General features: G+C 33.8%; 15 protein-coding genes and 2 pseudogenes. 12 read left to right on the top strand and 5 right to left on the bottom strand.

Annotated features, from left to right (window positions below):
- Nucleotides 1-82 precede the first annotated feature (82 nt).
- Complete coding sequence (locus tag ACQ9BO_RS08485) at nt 83-1,501, bottom strand: APC family permease (protein WP_431244348.1); 1,419 nt, start codon at nt 1,499-1,501, stop codon at nt 83-85.
- A 212-nt stretch (nt 1,502-1,713) separates the two neighbouring features.
- Here ACQ9BO_RS08485 and ACQ9BO_RS08480 point away from each other — a divergent pair, with 212 nt between their 5' ends.
- The 8 genes from ACQ9BO_RS08480 to ACQ9BO_RS08445 all read left to right on the top strand — a co-directional run bounded on the left by ACQ9BO_RS08480 (nt 1,714) and on the right by ACQ9BO_RS08445 (nt 7,027).
- Nucleotides 1,714-2,112, top strand: coding sequence for a DUF5958 family protein (locus tag ACQ9BO_RS08480; RefSeq protein WP_431244347.1), 399 nt, complete (start codon nt 1,714-1,716; stop codon nt 2,110-2,112).
- Nucleotides 2,113-2,309: 197 nt separating this feature from the next.
- Nucleotides 2,310-2,834: a hypothetical protein gene (locus ACQ9BO_RS08475; RefSeq protein ID WP_431244346.1), complete on the top strand. Its 525-nt coding sequence runs from the start codon at nt 2,310-2,312 to the stop codon at nt 2,832-2,834.
- Between the two features lie 224 nt (nt 2,835-3,058).
- Nucleotides 3,059-3,397 carry a hypothetical protein gene (locus ACQ9BO_RS08470; RefSeq protein WP_431244345.1) on the top strand — a complete coding sequence of 113 codons (339 nt, stop codon included), beginning with the start codon at nt 3,059-3,061 and terminating at the stop codon, nt 3,395-3,397.
- 72 nt (nt 3,398-3,469) lie between these two features.
- Nucleotides 3,470-4,000: a hypothetical protein gene (locus ACQ9BO_RS08465; protein WP_431244344.1), complete on the top strand. Its 531-nt coding sequence runs from the start codon at nt 3,470-3,472 to the stop codon at nt 3,998-4,000.
- A gap of 102 nt (nt 4,001-4,102) precedes the next feature.
- Complete coding sequence (locus tag ACQ9BO_RS08460; RefSeq protein ID WP_431244343.1) at nt 4,103-4,603, top strand: DUF4240 domain-containing protein; 501 nt, start codon at nt 4,103-4,105, stop codon at nt 4,601-4,603.
- Nucleotides 4,604-5,207: 604 nt separating this feature from the next.
- On the top strand, nt 5,208-5,936 hold the full coding sequence (locus ACQ9BO_RS08455; protein ID WP_431244342.1) for a hypothetical protein: 729 nt from the start codon (nt 5,208-5,210) through the stop codon (nt 5,934-5,936).
- A 1-nt stretch (nt 5,937) separates the two neighbouring features.
- Nucleotides 5,938-6,633 carry a sensor histidine kinase gene (locus ACQ9BO_RS08450; protein WP_431244341.1) on the top strand — a complete coding sequence of 232 codons (696 nt, stop codon included), beginning with the start codon at nt 5,938-5,940 and terminating at the stop codon, nt 6,631-6,633.
- Nucleotides 6,623-7,027 carry a response regulator gene (locus tag ACQ9BO_RS08445; RefSeq protein ID WP_431244340.1) on the top strand — a complete coding sequence of 135 codons (405 nt, stop codon included), beginning with the start codon at nt 6,623-6,625 and terminating at the stop codon, nt 7,025-7,027. The genes ACQ9BO_RS08450 and ACQ9BO_RS08445 overlap by 11 nt, the downstream gene beginning before the upstream one ends.
- Here ACQ9BO_RS08445 and ACQ9BO_RS08440 read toward each other — a convergent pair.
- On the bottom strand, nt 7,014-7,793 hold the full coding sequence (locus ACQ9BO_RS08440) for an NlpC/P60 family protein (RefSeq protein ID WP_431244339.1): 780 nt from the start codon (nt 7,791-7,793) through the stop codon (nt 7,014-7,016). The genes ACQ9BO_RS08445 and ACQ9BO_RS08440 overlap by 14 nt on opposite strands.
- Entirely contained in the window at nt 7,790-8,185 is a 396-nt protein-coding gene (locus ACQ9BO_RS08435) for a LysM peptidoglycan-binding domain-containing protein (RefSeq protein WP_431244338.1), read from the bottom strand. The genes ACQ9BO_RS08440 and ACQ9BO_RS08435 overlap by 4 nt, the downstream gene beginning before the upstream one ends.
- A 244-nt stretch (nt 8,186-8,429) precedes the next feature.
- On the opposite strand from ACQ9BO_RS08435, the gene ACQ9BO_RS08430 reads away from it, so the two are divergent.
- The 4 genes from ACQ9BO_RS08430 (at nt 8,430) to ACQ9BO_RS08415 (ending at nt 11,286) form a co-directional block, all read left to right on the top strand.
- A complete protein-coding gene (locus ACQ9BO_RS08430; RefSeq protein ID WP_431244337.1) occupies nt 8,430-9,092 on the top strand; it encodes a carboxypeptidase-like regulatory domain-containing protein in 663 nt (220 codons plus the stop codon).
- Nucleotides 9,014-9,820: a hypothetical protein gene (locus tag ACQ9BO_RS08425; RefSeq protein ID WP_431244336.1), complete on the top strand. Its 807-nt coding sequence runs from the start codon at nt 9,014-9,016 to the stop codon at nt 9,818-9,820. The genes ACQ9BO_RS08430 and ACQ9BO_RS08425 overlap by 79 nt, the downstream gene beginning before the upstream one ends.
- 87 nt (nt 9,821-9,907) lie before the next feature.
- Complete coding sequence (locus ACQ9BO_RS08420) at nt 9,908-11,059, top strand: Kelch repeat-containing protein (RefSeq protein WP_431244335.1); 1,152 nt, start codon at nt 9,908-9,910, stop codon at nt 11,057-11,059.
- An 11-nt stretch (nt 11,060-11,070) separates the two neighbouring features.
- Nucleotides 11,071-11,286, top strand: coding sequence for a hypothetical protein (locus ACQ9BO_RS08415; protein WP_431244334.1), 216 nt, complete (start codon nt 11,071-11,073; stop codon nt 11,284-11,286).
- A 210-nt stretch (nt 11,287-11,496) separates the two neighbouring features.
- Here the strand turns inward: ACQ9BO_RS08415 and ACQ9BO_RS08410 are convergent.
- A pseudogene (locus ACQ9BO_RS08410) lies at nt 11,497-13,763 on the bottom strand (aconitate hydratase).
- 125 nt (nt 13,764-13,888) lie between these two features.
- A pseudogene (locus tag ACQ9BO_RS08405) lies at nt 13,889-16,661 on the bottom strand (bifunctional aconitate hydratase 2/2-methylisocitrate dehydratase).
- Nucleotides 16,662-16,731 lie beyond the last annotated feature (70 nt).

Here is a 16,731-nt window from a genome sequence, read left to right as displayed (position 1 = left end):
GCGCATTGTATACAAGACGCTTTTTTTATATACTCAAAGTTTTAAACTTGAAACCTCAAACCTGAAACTTTAAACTTAAATTTTATTCTTCTTTAGGTTTTGTCAAATAGTAAACGGGAATTCCAGTTAACATAATTAGCACACCCCAGCCACAAGTAGAAAATTTTGTAATCAACAACGAAACGCTAATTGCTGTTGCCGCAATAATATATACCATTGGCAAGAATGGATATCCAAATGCTTTATATGGCCTTTCGGCATTTGGCATTTTTCTTCTCAAAATAAAAATTCCGTAGATTGTTAAAATATAGAAAATCAAAACAATGATGATTACGAAATCCAACAAATCGCCATACTTCCCAGTCAAACACAAAGCAGAAGCCCAAATACACTGTGCCCAAAGTGCCCAAGCAGGAACACTTGATTCATTTAAAACAGTCGCTTTTTTAAAGAACAAACCATCATTTGCCATTGTATAATATACTCTTGCGCCCGCCATAATTAATCCGTTGTTGCAGGCAAAAGTCGAAATCATAATCATAATTGCGATAATCAATGTTCCAACATTTCCAAAAATATATTGTGCCGCAACAACTGCAACTCTATCTGATTTTGCCGTAGCAATTTCATCTAACGGAACTACCGCCAAGTACATAATATTCGTTAAAACATAAATAAGCGTCACGATAAAAGTTCCAAGAAACAGGCTTAAACCTACATTACGTTGCGGATTTTTAATTTCGCCAGCAATAAAAGTTACACCATTCCAAGCATCACTAGAAAATAATGAACCAACCATTGCGGCAGAAATTCCAGTAATCAAAGCCGTTTCGCTAATTGGAAGCCATGAACTGCTTTCGGTATTATATGTGCGTGTTGTCCAGGCATCTGCCCAGTTGGCATCCCAAACTGAAGCTTTTGTCGCGAGCGTTAATCCAAAAACGATCAACCCTAGCAATGATAAAATTTTAATTATTGTTAAAACTGTCTGCAGGATTTTTCCGTTTTTTACACCGCGACTGTTAATATAAGTCAATAAAATAATCGTGAAAATAGAAACGAGTTGTGCGGCATTAAGCTTAAAAAAACCAGCTTCATAAAGAATGTTTTCATCGCTAAAAGGTTCATATAAATATGCGGCAAACTTCGAAAAAGCCACTCCCACTGCGGCAATTGTACCGGTCTGAATTACTGCAAAAAAACTCCATCCATAAAGAAATGCTATCAGTTTGTTGTAAGCTTCTTTTAGATAAACATATTGCCCTCCGGCTTTTGGAAACATCGAACTTAATTCTCCGTAACTCACTGCGGCAATAATCGTAATTAATCCCGAAATCAGCCAAATTAAGGTAAGCCATCCGGCAGATCCTACTCGCCTTGCGATATCAGCACTTACTATAAATATTCCGGATCCAATCATCGAACCTACTACAAGCATGGTTCCGTCTAATAATCCTAATTCTCTTTTAAAATGTTCATTTTCTTGGTCGTGTTCTTGCATTTTTTTTGGTTTTGGGTTGGTTAAAGATATACTTTTTTCTGAAATCCTAATCTTCAAATTCCAAATTCTGATTATTCTTTAAAAACAAAAGCTCACTTTCTTAGAAAACTTTGATTTTGCAAAAAAGTCTTTGCTTTACGTCTTTCCGTAACTTTATATTAGTTCGACTGCTTAATTTTGGAATACTATTCCCAAAAAGAAACTAAACCATTTTGAAAAAGATAGAAAAAATAATCAACAAAACTGCTCAAGATCATATCGATTTTAATACCGGCTTAGAGCTTTTATTAGAAAATGATTATAATTTTAAAGAGCTTTTTACAACGTTGCATAATTATATCATCAATTCGATTCCAGATAAAGTCAACTATAATTCGCCATCTTACCAAGAGGCATTAAAAAGCATTCCATTAAAACCAACTTATACACCAATAGTGCTTTTAAAAACATTCCCAACCAAAATTGCATTTCAAAAATTAGCTAAACTTCCTGAGGAAGAAAATAAAAAAACAATAACCGCCTTGCTATGGATTTTTAAAATAACTGACACCGAAAGAAGAAAAACAGAATGCAAGGATGGTTGCAAACATTTCTGGCACGAACTTTATTAATAAAAGCCGCAAATTAACTTGCGGTTTTTATTATATCAAAATTTAACATTTACGGTTTTCCGCAATTATTTGCCAATTCAACTATTTAAATTTGAGAACTATAGCAATGATTCAATTTCGTCAAACAATAATTCAATCTAATAGATCTATTTTTTAACCACATAACTTTAATAAGGCTTCTAACCAAACCTACTCCAATGAAACTAAACCTATCTTTAATTTTAATCCTTCTGCTAGCATTTACACTCTCTTTAAATTCATGTGGCGCTATTGCAAAAGGACATGCAAAAAAACATTTTACTGAAAAAGAAGATGCTATTCCGCCAGAATTTGGAAAATTTGACAATCAAGTTCTTTTAATTGTTCTCAAAAAACGTTCTAGCTACGATAAATATGTAAAAAGCGCCGCAAAACGATATTTAGGGAAATATGAATTTATTACTTATGACAAAATTGAATCCGAAAAGTATAAAGACAAAACTATCTATCGCTATGTTTTTGATTATGATGAAGGAACTTCACGAACTGTATATTACTCAGGCAATTCTCAATTTCATACACCACCCTCAAGCAGTACAATAATATTCAAGCAATTTTATGTAAGAGACAGATTTACAAACAAACAATATAAATGCGGATATGAAAGTGCTTATTTTGGAAAAGCTCTAAAAGCTTATATGGAAAATTTAGAACTGAAAAGATCATCAACTGTAAAAATATAAATTAGATCACAATGGTTTTCAATAAAAAAGTGGCAAATTTTCATTGCCACTTTTTTTATTGAAAAAAATTTTCCCATTTACGTCTTCCCGTAAGCATATAATTTTTCAACTATTTATATTTGACTTAGCATATAAAATCCCCATTCTAATGAGAATACTATCAAATAATATGATAGCCGTAGAAAGTATTTATATTTTATTCATAACTAACCCAAAACTAATCCATGGAAACGACCCAAAATGCCCCATCTGATGTATCAACACATCACTACAATTATGCAACAAACCTGCTCATCAATGAAAACAAATCGGCTTATGAAACCAAAGCAAAACTTGCAGAACAAGGGGTAAGCGCCGAAGTTGTCGCATTGATTGTTGAAAACCTAGAAATAGAAATTCAAGAAGCAAAATACGAAAAAGCCCGAAAAGATATGGTTTATGGAGCGTTATGGTTTTGCGGAGGCACCATTTTGACGCTTGCTAATATTGGATTTATATTTTGGGGCGCTATCTTATTTGGCGGTATTCAGTTTTTCAGAGGATTGATTAATGTGAATTCTTAATGCAGAAAATTTAGTCCGGATAAGGCAAAAGGACTTAAAAAAATATAGGCTTTTAATTAAAAACTTAAAATAATGATAGTTTGGTCAGGCAGAGGAATTTTCTCTCTATTAATTTTATTTGTTGCTCTTTTAATCAGCGTTTCAATTTTTCCAGAAACATACGTTGATTTATCATTTATCGTTCCACTATATATAACTGGAATTTTTAGCTTTATATTGGGAATAAAATGGAACAGAACATTACGAGTTATTATTGACAAGGAAACTGGAAATAAAATAAATTACAAAAGTAATCACAGTTTATTTTGGGTCAAAATGGAATATTGGGGTATTATATTTACCGCTTTTGGCTTAATTATTTTAGCTCAAAATTTAAGCCGAACTGGAATTGAGATGTATATCAACATTTTTCTTGCTTTATTTGGCATTGGAGCTTTGGCATTTTTTATCAGTACTCTTTTGAAAATTAAAAATTCAACTATGGCTAATCCTGTTTTTGAAAGCAATCCTGCTAAAGCTGAACCAAAATTAAATTTTATTAAAGAAGAAATTTCAACATCAAAATTTAAAAATGAGGACAATAGCCAATATTTACCAAAATAAACCACACCTTTATGGGAATATTTGACAAACTTTTTGGCAAGAAAGAAAAAGACATATCTATTCAATCTGCAAAAAAAAGATTTCAAAATTTCTGACGAATTGATGGATGAAGATTTATTTTGGAAAATAATTCAAAAAACCAAAGATATCTCCGGAGGCAATTTTGAAGAACAACAAGAAGAATTAGCAAATGAACTTAGAAAACTAACTGCAGATGAACTCATTTTATTTGGCAACAGTTTTCGAAATTTTAGAGGCCAAGCCAATACTTGGGAGCTTTGGGGCGCCATATACATTATTCACGGAGGCTGTAGCGACGATAATTTCAATGATTTTCGCGAATGGGTAATCGCTCAAGGCCAAGGCTTTTATTATAAAACAATCGCTGATCCAGAATCACTTTCAGAAATTGAAACTCACTTAATTGAGGATTTTGAATGGGAAGGATTTGGGTATCTACCAGGAATAATTTTTGAAGAACTTACTGGGCAAAAAATGCCATATCCATTTCAGGAAAACTATATCACAACTGGAAATGAGTGGAACGAAGATAATGACGATTTAAAACGAATGTTCCCAAAATTATCTGCTAAGTATCTATAAAACTTTTTCTGTGTTCACTAAAAAACAAATAAAAATATAAATTTTACTACATGACATAACTCTACTTTTAAACAAAAGCGGCAGGCAAAAGCTGCTGCTTTTTCTTTTAAAAACTCTGAACTCTGAAAAAGAACACTATTAATTTCTTACATTTTATCAAAACTTATTTTTTATTCTTCCAAAAAAATAAAAATTAAATTCTTAAAAAAATTTAATTTATAAAACCTTAAAGTAGTTAAACAAAATTATTAGTATAAAAAATAAATTATTCCAAAAATGATTACTAAAAACTTGATTCAAAGATAGCAGAAAGCGTTAAAAAATATCTTTAACAAACATTCAATTAATTGATAATCAAATAATTAAATTAAAAAATATTAAATTTCAGAAAAAATAAAATCCCATTTGTCAAAGCAAAATATATTTTTATTAAATTTGGTTGAGAGGATAAAAGTTTTAAAATTCTTTCTTTTTTATTAACATTTGTTTACCCAAGACATTAAAAACATGAGCAAACCCAAAAAAGATTAGTGAGATATAAAAAGCATCTTTTACAAGTTATTAGACCCCCAAATCCAAACTATTAACCTACAAAACAAGAAATATGCAAAAGATCCAGTTTCTCAGAAAAATGCGTTTCCCAAACGTCTTCGTTCTTTTGTTAATTGTTTTTATTACATGCGCCTTATTAATTTGCATAAATTTCTTCACCATCAAAATATTATCTGCCAATAGAGCTTATGTAAATGGTGAATCACATTACTCAAAAAGCCAAAAAGATGCTTCCAGGCACCTTATAACTTACCTCTATACCAAAGACCAAAATCAATGGAAACTATTTCTGGAAGAATTGACTGTCCCTCAAGGTGACGGAATTGCCCGAAAAACACTTTTAAAAGCTGGCGACAATCAAATTGCAAGACAAGGTTTTTTAGCAGGAAGAAATCATAAAGATGATTTAGACGATATAGTTTGGTTATTTGTCAATTTTAAAAAAGTTCCCTTTTTAGCAAAAGCAATTCATGAATGGGAACAGGGAGATAATTTGATCTATGAGTTATTTGTGATTGGAACAGAAATCGACGCCAAAATCAAACATAATTCACTAACCGTTGATGAACAAAGAAAATTCCTTGAACGAATCAGTTCGATTAGTGATCGATTGACGGTGAATGAACGTAATTTTTCAAACACCCTTGGAGCCGGAACTCGAAAAATAAAAGATTTATTGACTATTACAAATATTGTTTTCATCCTCATCATTATATGCGAGCATATGTCTTTACTATTCTATAATGGTAAAACGCTTGCTGACATCAAAAAAAGAAATTGAGGTGAAAAATGAAAATTTATTACTGGCAAATCACGAACTGGACTGTTTTGTCTATAGCGCTTCACATGATTTAAGATCACCGATCACTTCTCTAAAAGGCTTGATAAAAGTTACTCAATTAGAAGACAATATGAGTCAGATCAAAGAATATCTCCATTTAATGGAGCAAAGTTTAGCTAAACAAGATCAATTCATCAGTGATATTATTGATTATTCAAAAAACAAGCGTGCACAAATAGTGATGGAACCTGTAAGCTTAAAAGAATTGTTTGAAGAAGCAATTTCGCAACTGATGCATATTGAAAACGCAGACCGAATAATATTCACAAAAGAATTATTAGTTGATCAAATTCATAGCGACAGCCTAAGATTGAAAATCATTATCTCGAACTTACTTTCTAATGCGATAAAATATGCCGACGCAAGTAAACAAGAAATGTTTATTTCTATTAAAACTTCACTGACTGACGGCTTTAACAAAATTGAAGTAACAGACAATGGAATCGGAATCAAGGAAGAATTTAAGGCTAATATTTTCGAAATGTATTTCGGAACAAACAAAAATAAAGGCTCAGGGCTCGGGCTTTATATTGTCAAAGAAGCCGTTGAAAATATAAAAGGAAACATATCTGTATGTTCAGAAACTACAATTGGAAGCAAATTCATCGTAACAATACCGAATCATTATGCCATTTAGCCCAACATTTTTATTAATCGAAGATAATTTGATTGATCAGCTTGTAATGAAACAATTGCTGAAAAAAGTACTTTTTGTACATAAAATTCATATTGCCAACAACGGGCAAGAAGGACTTCAATGGTTAGCGAACAGCAAAGAATCCGATAAACCTTTGATTATTCTTCTTGATATTCAAATGCCATTTATGAATGGATTCGAATTCTTAAAAGAATATGACAAACTGGATTCAAAACTAAAGAGTGAGACCTTAATTTATGTTCTTTCGTCTACCTTAGATCAAGACGAAATTGCTGAAATAACAGAAAATAAATATGTCTCTAAAATGCTAACCAAACCTTTTCCAATCGAAGAATTCAAAGATGACTTTTATATCAACATTATAGCTTCTTAGACTCTTCTACTAAAACACGATTTACTTGCGAAAAAGCTCTTTCGTAATATGGTTCTTTTGTAGAAGAAATCATTACGCCACCATGAGTTGATGAGTGAACAAATTTAATTTCCCCATCGCTTACCTCAACGACCATACCAACATGATTAATATGGCGTCGCCCATTGGTTTTAAAGAAAATCAAGTCTCCTTTTTGCGCTTCGGCGTTGCCTACTTTTGTACCAATTCGGGATTGCTCGATTGAGCTTCTTGGCAATTTAATATCGAAGTTTCCAAAAGTGCAAAACATCAGACCTGAACAATCAAAACCGGCTTTTGTCGTTCCGCCAGAACGGTAGCGTGTCCCTATATTTTGTGTCGCATTTAAAATCAGCAAATCAATTAATTCAGAATGATTACTCACATGCACCATCGCTGAATCCATTTTAACATTGGTTTTGTCTGCAATCTGAATATTTTCTTCCTGAAGCGGTTTCATTTCAGTTTGCGTAGAACCCGAATTTAGCGCCGCAATAGCATCCGCTTTTTCTTTAGGTATTTTTAACTTTAAAACATAACCTACTGGTAATTTCCCTTTTATAAATGGGTTTTGCTTTTCTAGTTCCGCAACCGTAATTCCATACTTCTTGGCTATTGCGTATTTTGTCTCTTTTGGCTGAACCTCCACCACAACCTCAACATCTGATGAATTTATAGCAACTTCAGCAGGCTTTTCGGCAATTTCAACATTCTTAGAAGGAATAGCAATTCGTTGACCAATCTTCAATCCATCGGTTTCAATTGACGGATTTGCTTTTTTAAATCATCGACCGAAACGTTGTATTTTTTCGAGATTCCCCAAAGCGTTTCTTTTGCCTCAACTTCATGTGTATCATTTGAGACATTATCTGGGGGCGTATTATTTACAGCAAGCTCAGTAGACTTAGTTTTTGCTTTTGAAGCGCTGTTATTTTTATCGGGGATTAATAGTATCGAATTTAGTTTTAGAATTTTTGGCGCATCTGGGTTAGCGTCTGTAATTTCTTTCACTTTTACTCCGTATTTTTTAGCAATAACAGAAAGGTTTTCTCCTTTTGAAATTTTGTGCTTGATATATTTTTCCTGAGAAAAAACACCTACACTGAAAAAAAACATCAGTATTATTAATCTATAAATCATTCCTATTCATTTTATCAATCGCATTTTTCGAGCTTTTCTACATGTAAAACTCAAAAAAAGCAATTTTGTTGTTTGGGGCAAGGCGAATTTAACTTTTTAAAGTAAAAAAAGCACATTTTTTAACAACTAATTTTGCTCAAATTAACAAGTCGGCACAGAAATTGTGATAATACTCTGACAATATGCCTTTTATAGAAAAAAGTTTTTCTCATAAATTCGGAACAACCAAAATCTGAAAAACCAAATGAAAAAATTATTTTTAATTTTCGTTTTATGTCCTTTGTTATCATTTGCTCAAAATATAAGCGGAATTATCGTTTCTGAGAAAGATAATAATCCAATTGAAAACACTAACATATTGGCACTCTCGAGCAAAACCAGAACAATAAGCGATAAAGACGGCAAGTTTTCTTTACAACTACTTTCGCAATTTAAAAATGATGAAATACTGGAATTTTCTCATATTGGCTATACCACAAAAAGACTTAGTATAAGCTATTTAAAAAGTCACAATTATAAAATTATACTTAACGAAGACGTTCAAAATTTATCCAATGTAACTATTGCCTCCAGCAAAAAATTGGAGAAAAAACTTTCCTTTAAGGAATTGAACTCAATGAAAAATGATATTTCAGCATTTGGATCATTTCTTAAAGATGATAAATTGTACATAATTGGAGGCGATGCATCACGAGAAACAGATGCATTTGAAAAATTTAGATCAAGAAGAGCAGACGCTGATTTGATTAACTTTCTTCAATCTGGAACAGAAGATAATATTCTATTTTATAAACGTGACCTATGCATTTATGATTTTAAAACGGATTCGTGGGAAATCAAAAAGTTAAAACTAAAAAAAGAGCCTATCATAATATTCATTATTACGACAATTCAATTTACGTTTTAGGTGGCAAAGAAATCAAGATGAATATTAAAACTGATGGACTTACCTATGTCTGGGAATATATACAAGATAAAATTGAAGTTTTAAATATTAATGACCAAGCTATTCAAGTAGATAATACCAATCCGCATCAGGCCGCAAATTTTGCTTCATTTTCTTACAAGGATAATATTATCGTAATGGGCGGTTATTTGAGAACCGGAACAAAAGGAGTAAAAGATTTTACAAGTAAAATTCATCTTTACAATATTACTTCAGGATATTGGTATGAGCTTGGAAATCTTCCTACTCCCCGAGAAACTACTGGAATTCTCATTGATGACAAAATTTATTTAATTGGAGGCAATGATGGAAAACCGATCACTAAAATTCAAAGTTATGATTTGCATACAGAAATATGGGAAACTGAAGCTGAATTATTCTCAAGTTTAGAAAGACCCGCGATAACCTGCTACGAAAATATTATTTACTTTTTTGAAGATCGAAAAATGTTTACTTATGACCTCAAAACACAACTGCTCAATGAATATCAAATTGACTTAAACTTAAAATATTCTTCAATGTACTATTATGACAACAAATTATATATTTTTGGAGGACGTGTCGAAACTCCATACTCTAAAACAGCCTCATCAAAAGTATTTACTATTGAAGTCGAAAACTTAAAAAAAACGAGACCGGTTAGAACTAAAAATTTCAAGAAAGAAATAACCTTAGCCAAGGTTAATTAGTAATTCTCTTTTAAGAATCATCCACAAAACAAAATCCAGTTTTTTACATAATTCAAGATTTAATAGTAACTTAACTTTCAAAAACTTGTGAAAAAATTACTCTTTCTTTTACTTATCTTTCCGCTAATTTCCACTGCACAAACACAAAGAGGCTTTGTATTTTCATCAACAAACGAACCTCTAGAAGATGTAAATATTTTTGCTGTAAGCAGTAAAACGGGCACCATAACAAACAAAAAAGGAGAATTTTCATTAGCCTCTTTTTCAAATCTAAAAGCCGATGAGATTATAGAATTCTCTCATATTGGATACAAAACCGCTCAATATTCTTTTAGATATTTAACAGAGCATAAATTCAAAATTTACCTTGAAGAAAGCATTCAGAATTTATCCGAAGTAGCAATTTTACCCAATGCAAAATTGAAAACCAGTCTTTCTTTTAATCTACTTAGTCCGTTAAAAAATCCTACTTTTTCCTTTGGATCTTTTTTAAAAGAAGACAAAATTTATGTCAGTGGCGGAGATGCTTATCCTGAAATCGATTATTTGAAAAGAGGTCAAGCAGAAAGAGCCGATTATAATACGGGCGATTATTTAAAGGAAGCACAGATGCCTAAACCAAAAAGACATTATAAAAAATACCTTTCTATTTATGATATTGGAACTAATACGTGGGAAACTTCCAAATTAAATCTAAAAGCAAGAGGTTATCATAGTTTACATTACTACAATGGCATGATTTATGTTTTGGGCGGAAAAAGAATGTTGGTTAACTCAGTAAGCAGTTGGGAATATCTAGAAAATCAAATTGAAGTGATCGATCTTGATAAACAAACTGTAAGTTTAGACCATACAAATCCGCATCAAGCGACAGATTTTGCTTCGTTTTCGTATAAAGATAATATTATCGTAATGGGTGGCTCTGTAAAAAGATCTGAAAAAGACGTAAAGGGATTTACTAATAAAGTGCATTTGTACAATATCACATCCGGAAATTGGTACGAACTCGATCCTATGCCCACTGCAAAGGAAACTACCGGAATCTTAATTAATGATAAAATCTATCTCATTGGAGGCAATGATGGAAAACCAATTTCTCAAATTGAGACTTTTGATTTAGTAACCGAAACCTGGCAAATTGAAGGTGAATTGTTTTCGGAATTTGAAAGACCTGCAATTACTTATCATGATAATATGATCTATTTTTTGAAGACAAAAAAATGTGTACCTACAATATAAAAACCAAACAATTGAAAGAATACGACATCGACATTCCATTAAAATATAGTGCGATGTATTACTACAATAACAAATTATATCTTTTGGGCGGCCGTTTGGACAATTCTTATTCTAAAGTTCCTTCTTCAAAAGTATACAGTGTTGATGTGGAAGAATTTAAAAACACTAAACCCTATAGAATCAAAACCTTATCGGAAGAAAAAATCACAGCCAAATCAAATGATTAATTTTTTTTGAAATGTTGAAATCACTCTGAAAATCTTCTTTTAAAACCGAATGCCCTAGCCCGGATAGAGGCGGCATCTCCCGATTTAGAAAAACAAGGCTTTTTAGCCGTAGTTTTTCTAAATCGGGAATACAGCGGATAGCCGGATTAGCTCCTAATAAAAAATGCCCTGTTTTCACAGAGCATTTTTACTATAATTGAATCTTAAAAATTACGCTTTTCCAGCCGCAATCAAATTTAATGCAGAACCTGCAACGAACCATCCAATTTGGCCTTCGTTGTATGTATGGTTAGCTAAAATAATATCTTTTGTGCCATTTGCATGGACAAATTCCAATGTCAATGGTTTTCCTGGCGCGAATTCTGTTAAATCTAAGAAATTGATTGTGTCATCTTCTTGAATTTTATCATAGTCTGCTTCATTTGCAAAAGTCAATCCTAAAAGACCTTGTTTTTTAAGGTTTGTTTCGTGGATACGAGCGAATGATTTTACCAAAACAGCCTTTACACCTAAGAAACGAGGCTCCATTGCGGCGTGCTCACGAGAAGAACCTTCTCCATAATTGTGATCACCAACTACAATCGACGGAACTCCAACTGCTTTGTACGCTCGAGCAACAGCAGGAACAGCATCATACTGGCCTGTTAATTGGTTTTTAACCGAATTTGTTTTTTGGTTATACGCATTTACAGCACCAATCAACATGTTGTTTGAAATATTATCTAAATGTCCGCGGAAACGCAACCAAGGTCCAGCCATAGAAATGTGGTCTGTAGTACATTTTCCGAATGCTTTGATCAACAATTTAGCGCCTGTGATGTTTTTGCCATCCCAAGCATCAAAAGGAGCCAATAACTGCAAACGCTCTGAAGTTGGATTTACCACAACCTGAACTCCTGATCCGTCTTCTGCTGGAGCTTGGAATCCTGGATCTTCAGCATAAAATCCTTTAGCTGGAAGTTCATCTCCTGTTGGAGCATCTAGCATTACTTCTTCTCCATCTTCATTGATTAATTTATCGGTTAACGGATTAAAACCTAAATCGCCCGCGATTGCCATCGCCGTTACCAATTCTGGAGAACCAACAAAAGCTAAAGTATTAGGATTACCATCAGCACGTTTTGAGAAGTTACGGTTGAATGAGTGCACAATCGTATTTCTTTCTTCTTTTTCTGCTCCTTCTCTATCCCACATACCAATACATGGTCCGCAAGCGTTAGCAAAAACAGTTGCTCCAATTTTATGGAATGTATCAATAAATCCGTCTCTTTCAATAGTTGAACGAACTACTTCAGAGCCTGGCGTAATAGTAAATTCAGCTTTTGTTTTTAAATTTTTAGCGACAACTTGTCTTGCCAAAGATGCAAGCACGAGAAATATCTTCGTAAGAAGAATTTGTACATGAACCGATCAAACCAACTTGAATTTGCAACGGCCAGTTATTTTTGATGGCTTCCTCTTTCATTTTAGAGATTGGTGTAGCCAAATCTGGAGTAAAAGGTCCGTTTAAATGTGGCTCTAATTCAGACAAATTGATTTCGATAACCTGATCAAAATACTGCTCTGGATTTGCATATACTTCTGGGTCTCCAGTTAAATATGAAGCTATTTTGTCTGCAGGCATCGGCAACATCTGCACGGTTTGTAGAACGTAGATAACGCCCCATTGAAGCATCATAACCAAAAGTTGAAGTTGTAGCTCCAATTTCAGCACCCATATTACAGATTGTTCCCTTTCCAGTACAAGACATAGCTGTTGCACCTTCTCCAAAATATTCTACAATAGCACCGGTTCCTCCCTTTACAGTAAGAATACCTGCAACTTTAAGAATAACATCTTTAGGAGCTGTCCAACCTGATAATTTTCCAGTCAATTTAACTCCGATAAGTTTAGGGAATTTAAGTTCCCATGCCATTCCTGACATTACATCTACAGCATCTGCTCCACCAACACCAATTGCTACCATTCCCAAACCACCTGCATTTACAGTGTGAGAATCGGTACCAATCATCATTCCGCCTGGGAAAGCATAATTTTCGAGTACAACTTGGTGAATAATTCCAGCTCCTGGTTTCCAGAAACCGATTCCGTATTTATTCGAAACAGAAGACAAAAAGTCAAAAACTTCATTACTTTGTGTCTTCGCTCTAGCCAAATCAGTTGCCGCATCGACTTTTGCCTGAATCAAGTGATCACAGTGTACCGTTGTTGGAACTGCTACTTTAGATTTTCCAGCGTGCATAAATTGCAATAATGCCATTTGTGCTGTTGCATCCTGACAAGCTACACGGTCTGGCGCAAAATCAACATAATCAACTCCTCTCTTAAACACCTTAGATGGCGTTCCATCCCAAAGGTGGTTGTATAAAATTTTCTCCGTTAAAGTAAGTGGACGCCCAACAAGCTCACGCGCTTTATCAACACGTGCAGGCATATTCTCGTACACTTTTTTAATCATTTCAATATCAAAAGCCATAGATTTTTTTGTTTTTATTATTGTTTTTTGAACATCACAAGATACAAAAAATAGAACAATTATTACAAAAAAAGCCCGAGTTTTATGACTCGGGCTTTGAAAATATTATTTAAATAATCTTTCGATTACATAACTAATTGCTTATTAGATGGAGCGAACTTCGTTAAGTTGATTCCATCAACAGCGACAGTATACTCTTCTATAGTTGGAGTTCTACCTAAAATTGTAGAAAGAACCACAACTGGTGTAGAAGAAAGCAATGACTCTCCTTTTTTACCATCAGCATCTTCCACAACTCTTCCTTGGAATAAACGAGTAGATGTTGCCATTACAGTATCTCCTTTAGCCGCTTTTTCTTGGTTACCCATACAAAGGTTACATCCAGGACGCTCTAAGTACAACATGTTTTCGTATTCTGTACGAGCCGCACCTTTAGGAGCGTTATCGTCAAATTCGAAACCAGAGTATCTTTGTAAAACTTCCCAATCACCTTCAGCTTTCAATTCATCTACGATGTTGTAAGTTGGAGGAGCAACTACAAGAGGAGCATTGAATTCAACTTTTCCTTGTTGCGCTTCAACGTTTTTCAACATTTGAGCAAGGATTTTCATATCTCCTTTGTGAACCATACAAGAACCGATAAATCCAAGATCTACTTTTTTCTCTCCACCATAGAAAGATAATGGTCTAATTGTATCGTGAGTATAACGTTTAGAAACGTCTTTATTATTAACGTCTGGATCCGCAATCATTGGCTCAGCAATTTGATCCAAATCAACTACAACTTCAGCATAATATTTAGCATTCGCATCTGGAGTTAAGGCTGGTTTTTCACCAGATTTAATTTCAGCAATTCTCTTATCTGCTTTGTTGATTAATCCTTGAAGAACTTGTCTATCATTATCCATTCCTTTGTTAATCATGATTTGGATTCTGCCTTTAGCAATTTCCAATGATTCAATCAAAGTATCGTCTTCTGAAATACAGATAGAGGCTTTAGCTTTCATCTCTGCAGTCCAGTCTGTAAATGTAAACGCTTGGTCAGCAGTAAGCGTACCAATGTGAACCTCAATGATTCTTCCTTGGAATACGTTCTCACCGTTGAATTGCTTAAGCATTTGCGCTTGTGTAGCATGAACCACATCACGGAAATCCATATATCCTTTCATCTCTCCTTTGAAAGTCACTTTTACAGATTCTGGAATTGGCATAGAAGCCTCTCCCGTAGCCAATGCTAGAGCAACAGTTCCTGAGTCAGCACCAAAAGCAACACCTTTAGACATTCTCGTGTGAGAGTCACCACCGATAATGATCGCCCATTCGTCGATAGTAATATCATTAAGTACTTTGTGGATAACGTCGGTCATTGAGTGATAAACACCTTTTGGGTCACGAGCCGTGATCAAACCGAAGTTGTTCATGAACTTCATTAATTTAGGGATATTAGCCTGAGCTTTTTTATCCCAAACTGAAGCAGTGTGACAACCAGATTGGTAAGCACCATCAACAATTGGAGAAATAACTGTAGCGACCATAGACTCTAATTCTTGAGCCGTCATAAGACCTGTAGTATCCTGAGAACCTACAATGTTTACTTCTACACGAACGTCAGAACCAGCATGCAATACTTTTCCTGGAGCAATACCTACAGCATTTTTATTGAAGATTTTTTCAACTGCTGTTAAACCTTGTCCTTCGTTAGAAATTTCTTTAGATGGAGCAAATACAGCTGGAGCTTCAATATCTAAAACTTTTGCGACAAATGTTTGAAGTTTTTTACCGAATACAATTGCATAAGATCCTCCAGCTCTGATGAACTCTTTTTTCTGAGGAGTGAATGATCTAGAAATATCAATTAATTCTTGATCACCGTTGTATAATTTTTTAGTTTGAGTATTGATCGTCAACACAGTTCCTGTAGCAACAGAATAAGCTTGCTCAAGAATTGGCTCATTATTTTCGTTCAATACTGGTTTTCCATCTGCATCAACTTTTTTAACCCAGTTTTTAAGGTCAATTCCGATACCTCCAGTTACATCAACTGTAGTAAGGAAAATTGGAGAAATACCGTTCGTACCTCCAACAATTGGAGCAATGTTTACGAATGGAACATACTCACTTGCTTGTTTTCCTGTCCAAAGCGCCACGTTGTTTACACCTGACATACGAGAAGAACCAACTCCCATTGTTCCTTTTTCAGCAATTAACATCACACTTGCATCTGGATGTTTCGCCTGTAAAGCTTGAATTTCCTCTTGTGCTTGAGGTGTAATCATACATTTACCGTGAAGCTCACGATCTGAACGAGAGTGCGCTTGGTTTCCTGGAGACAATAAATCTGTCGAGATATCACCTTCTCCAGCGATATAAGTAACAACTTTAATTTCTTCAGCTATTTCTGGAAGTTTAGTGAAGAATTCAGCTTTTGCATAACTTTCAATAATTTCTTTAGCGAATGCATTACCTGCTTTGAAAGCTTCTTTCAAGCGATCAGTATCTGCATCATAAAGGAAAACTTGTGTTTTAAGAACGTCTGCGCCTTGTTTAGCAATTGCGGCATCATTTCCTAAAGCTAGATCTAATAACACTTCAATTGAAGGTCCTCCCTTCATGTGTGATAATAATTCAAAAGCAAAAGCAGGTGTAATCTCTTTTACTACAGATTGACCTAAAATGATTTCTTTTAAAAACTTTGCTTTTTCACCTGCAAGCACTTGTAGTACCAGGTAACGTATTGTAAATAAAAAACTTAAGAGAGTCTTCGCGGTATGCGTTATCAACATCTTTAATTTGAGCAATGATTTCGCTTAATAATTCAGCTCCATCAATTGGTTTTGGGTGTAACCCTTGATTTTTTCTTTCTTCAATTTCTTGAAGGTAATCCTGATAAATATTCATAATAAAAGCGGATTTATTTTTTTGAGGCAAATTTAAACATTAAAGACCGTAATTAAAAAAATTTAATAGA

Origin of the sequence: Flavobacterium sp. P21 (assembly GCF_050632225.1) — a bacterium.
GTDB lineage: Bacteria > Bacteroidota > Bacteroidia > Flavobacteriales > Flavobacteriaceae > Flavobacterium.
The sequence above is the reverse complement of the archived record's forward strand: the minus strand, read 5'-3'. Positions and strand labels throughout refer to the sequence as shown.

Coding starts and splice junctions, on each gene's coding strand:
- ACQ9BO_RS08430 (WP_431244337.1), top strand. CDS start 8,430: ATGAAAAAATTATTTTTAATTTTCGTTTTATGTCCTTTGTTATCATTT.
- ACQ9BO_RS08435 (WP_431244338.1), bottom strand. CDS start 8,185: ATGATTTATAGATTAATAATACTGATGTTTTTTTTCAGTGTAGGTGTT.
- ACQ9BO_RS08455 (WP_431244342.1), top strand. CDS start 5,208: ATGCAAAAGATCCAGTTTCTCAGAAAAATGCGTTTCCCAAACGTCTTC.
- ACQ9BO_RS08470 (WP_431244345.1), top strand. CDS start 3,059: ATGGAAACGACCCAAAATGCCCCATCTGATGTATCAACACATCACTAC.
- ACQ9BO_RS08445 (WP_431244340.1), top strand. CDS start 6,623: ATGCCATTTAGCCCAACATTTTTATTAATCGAAGATAATTTGATTGAT.
- ACQ9BO_RS08475 (WP_431244346.1), top strand. CDS start 2,310: ATGAAACTAAACCTATCTTTAATTTTAATCCTTCTGCTAGCATTTACA.
- ACQ9BO_RS08460 (WP_431244343.1), top strand. CDS start 4,103: ATGGATGAAGATTTATTTTGGAAAATAATTCAAAAAACCAAAGATATC.
- ACQ9BO_RS08465 (WP_431244344.1), top strand. CDS start 3,470: ATGATAGTTTGGTCAGGCAGAGGAATTTTCTCTCTATTAATTTTATTT.
- ACQ9BO_RS08485 (WP_431244348.1), bottom strand. CDS start 1,501: ATGCAAGAACACGACCAAGAAAATGAACATTTTAAAAGAGAATTAGGA.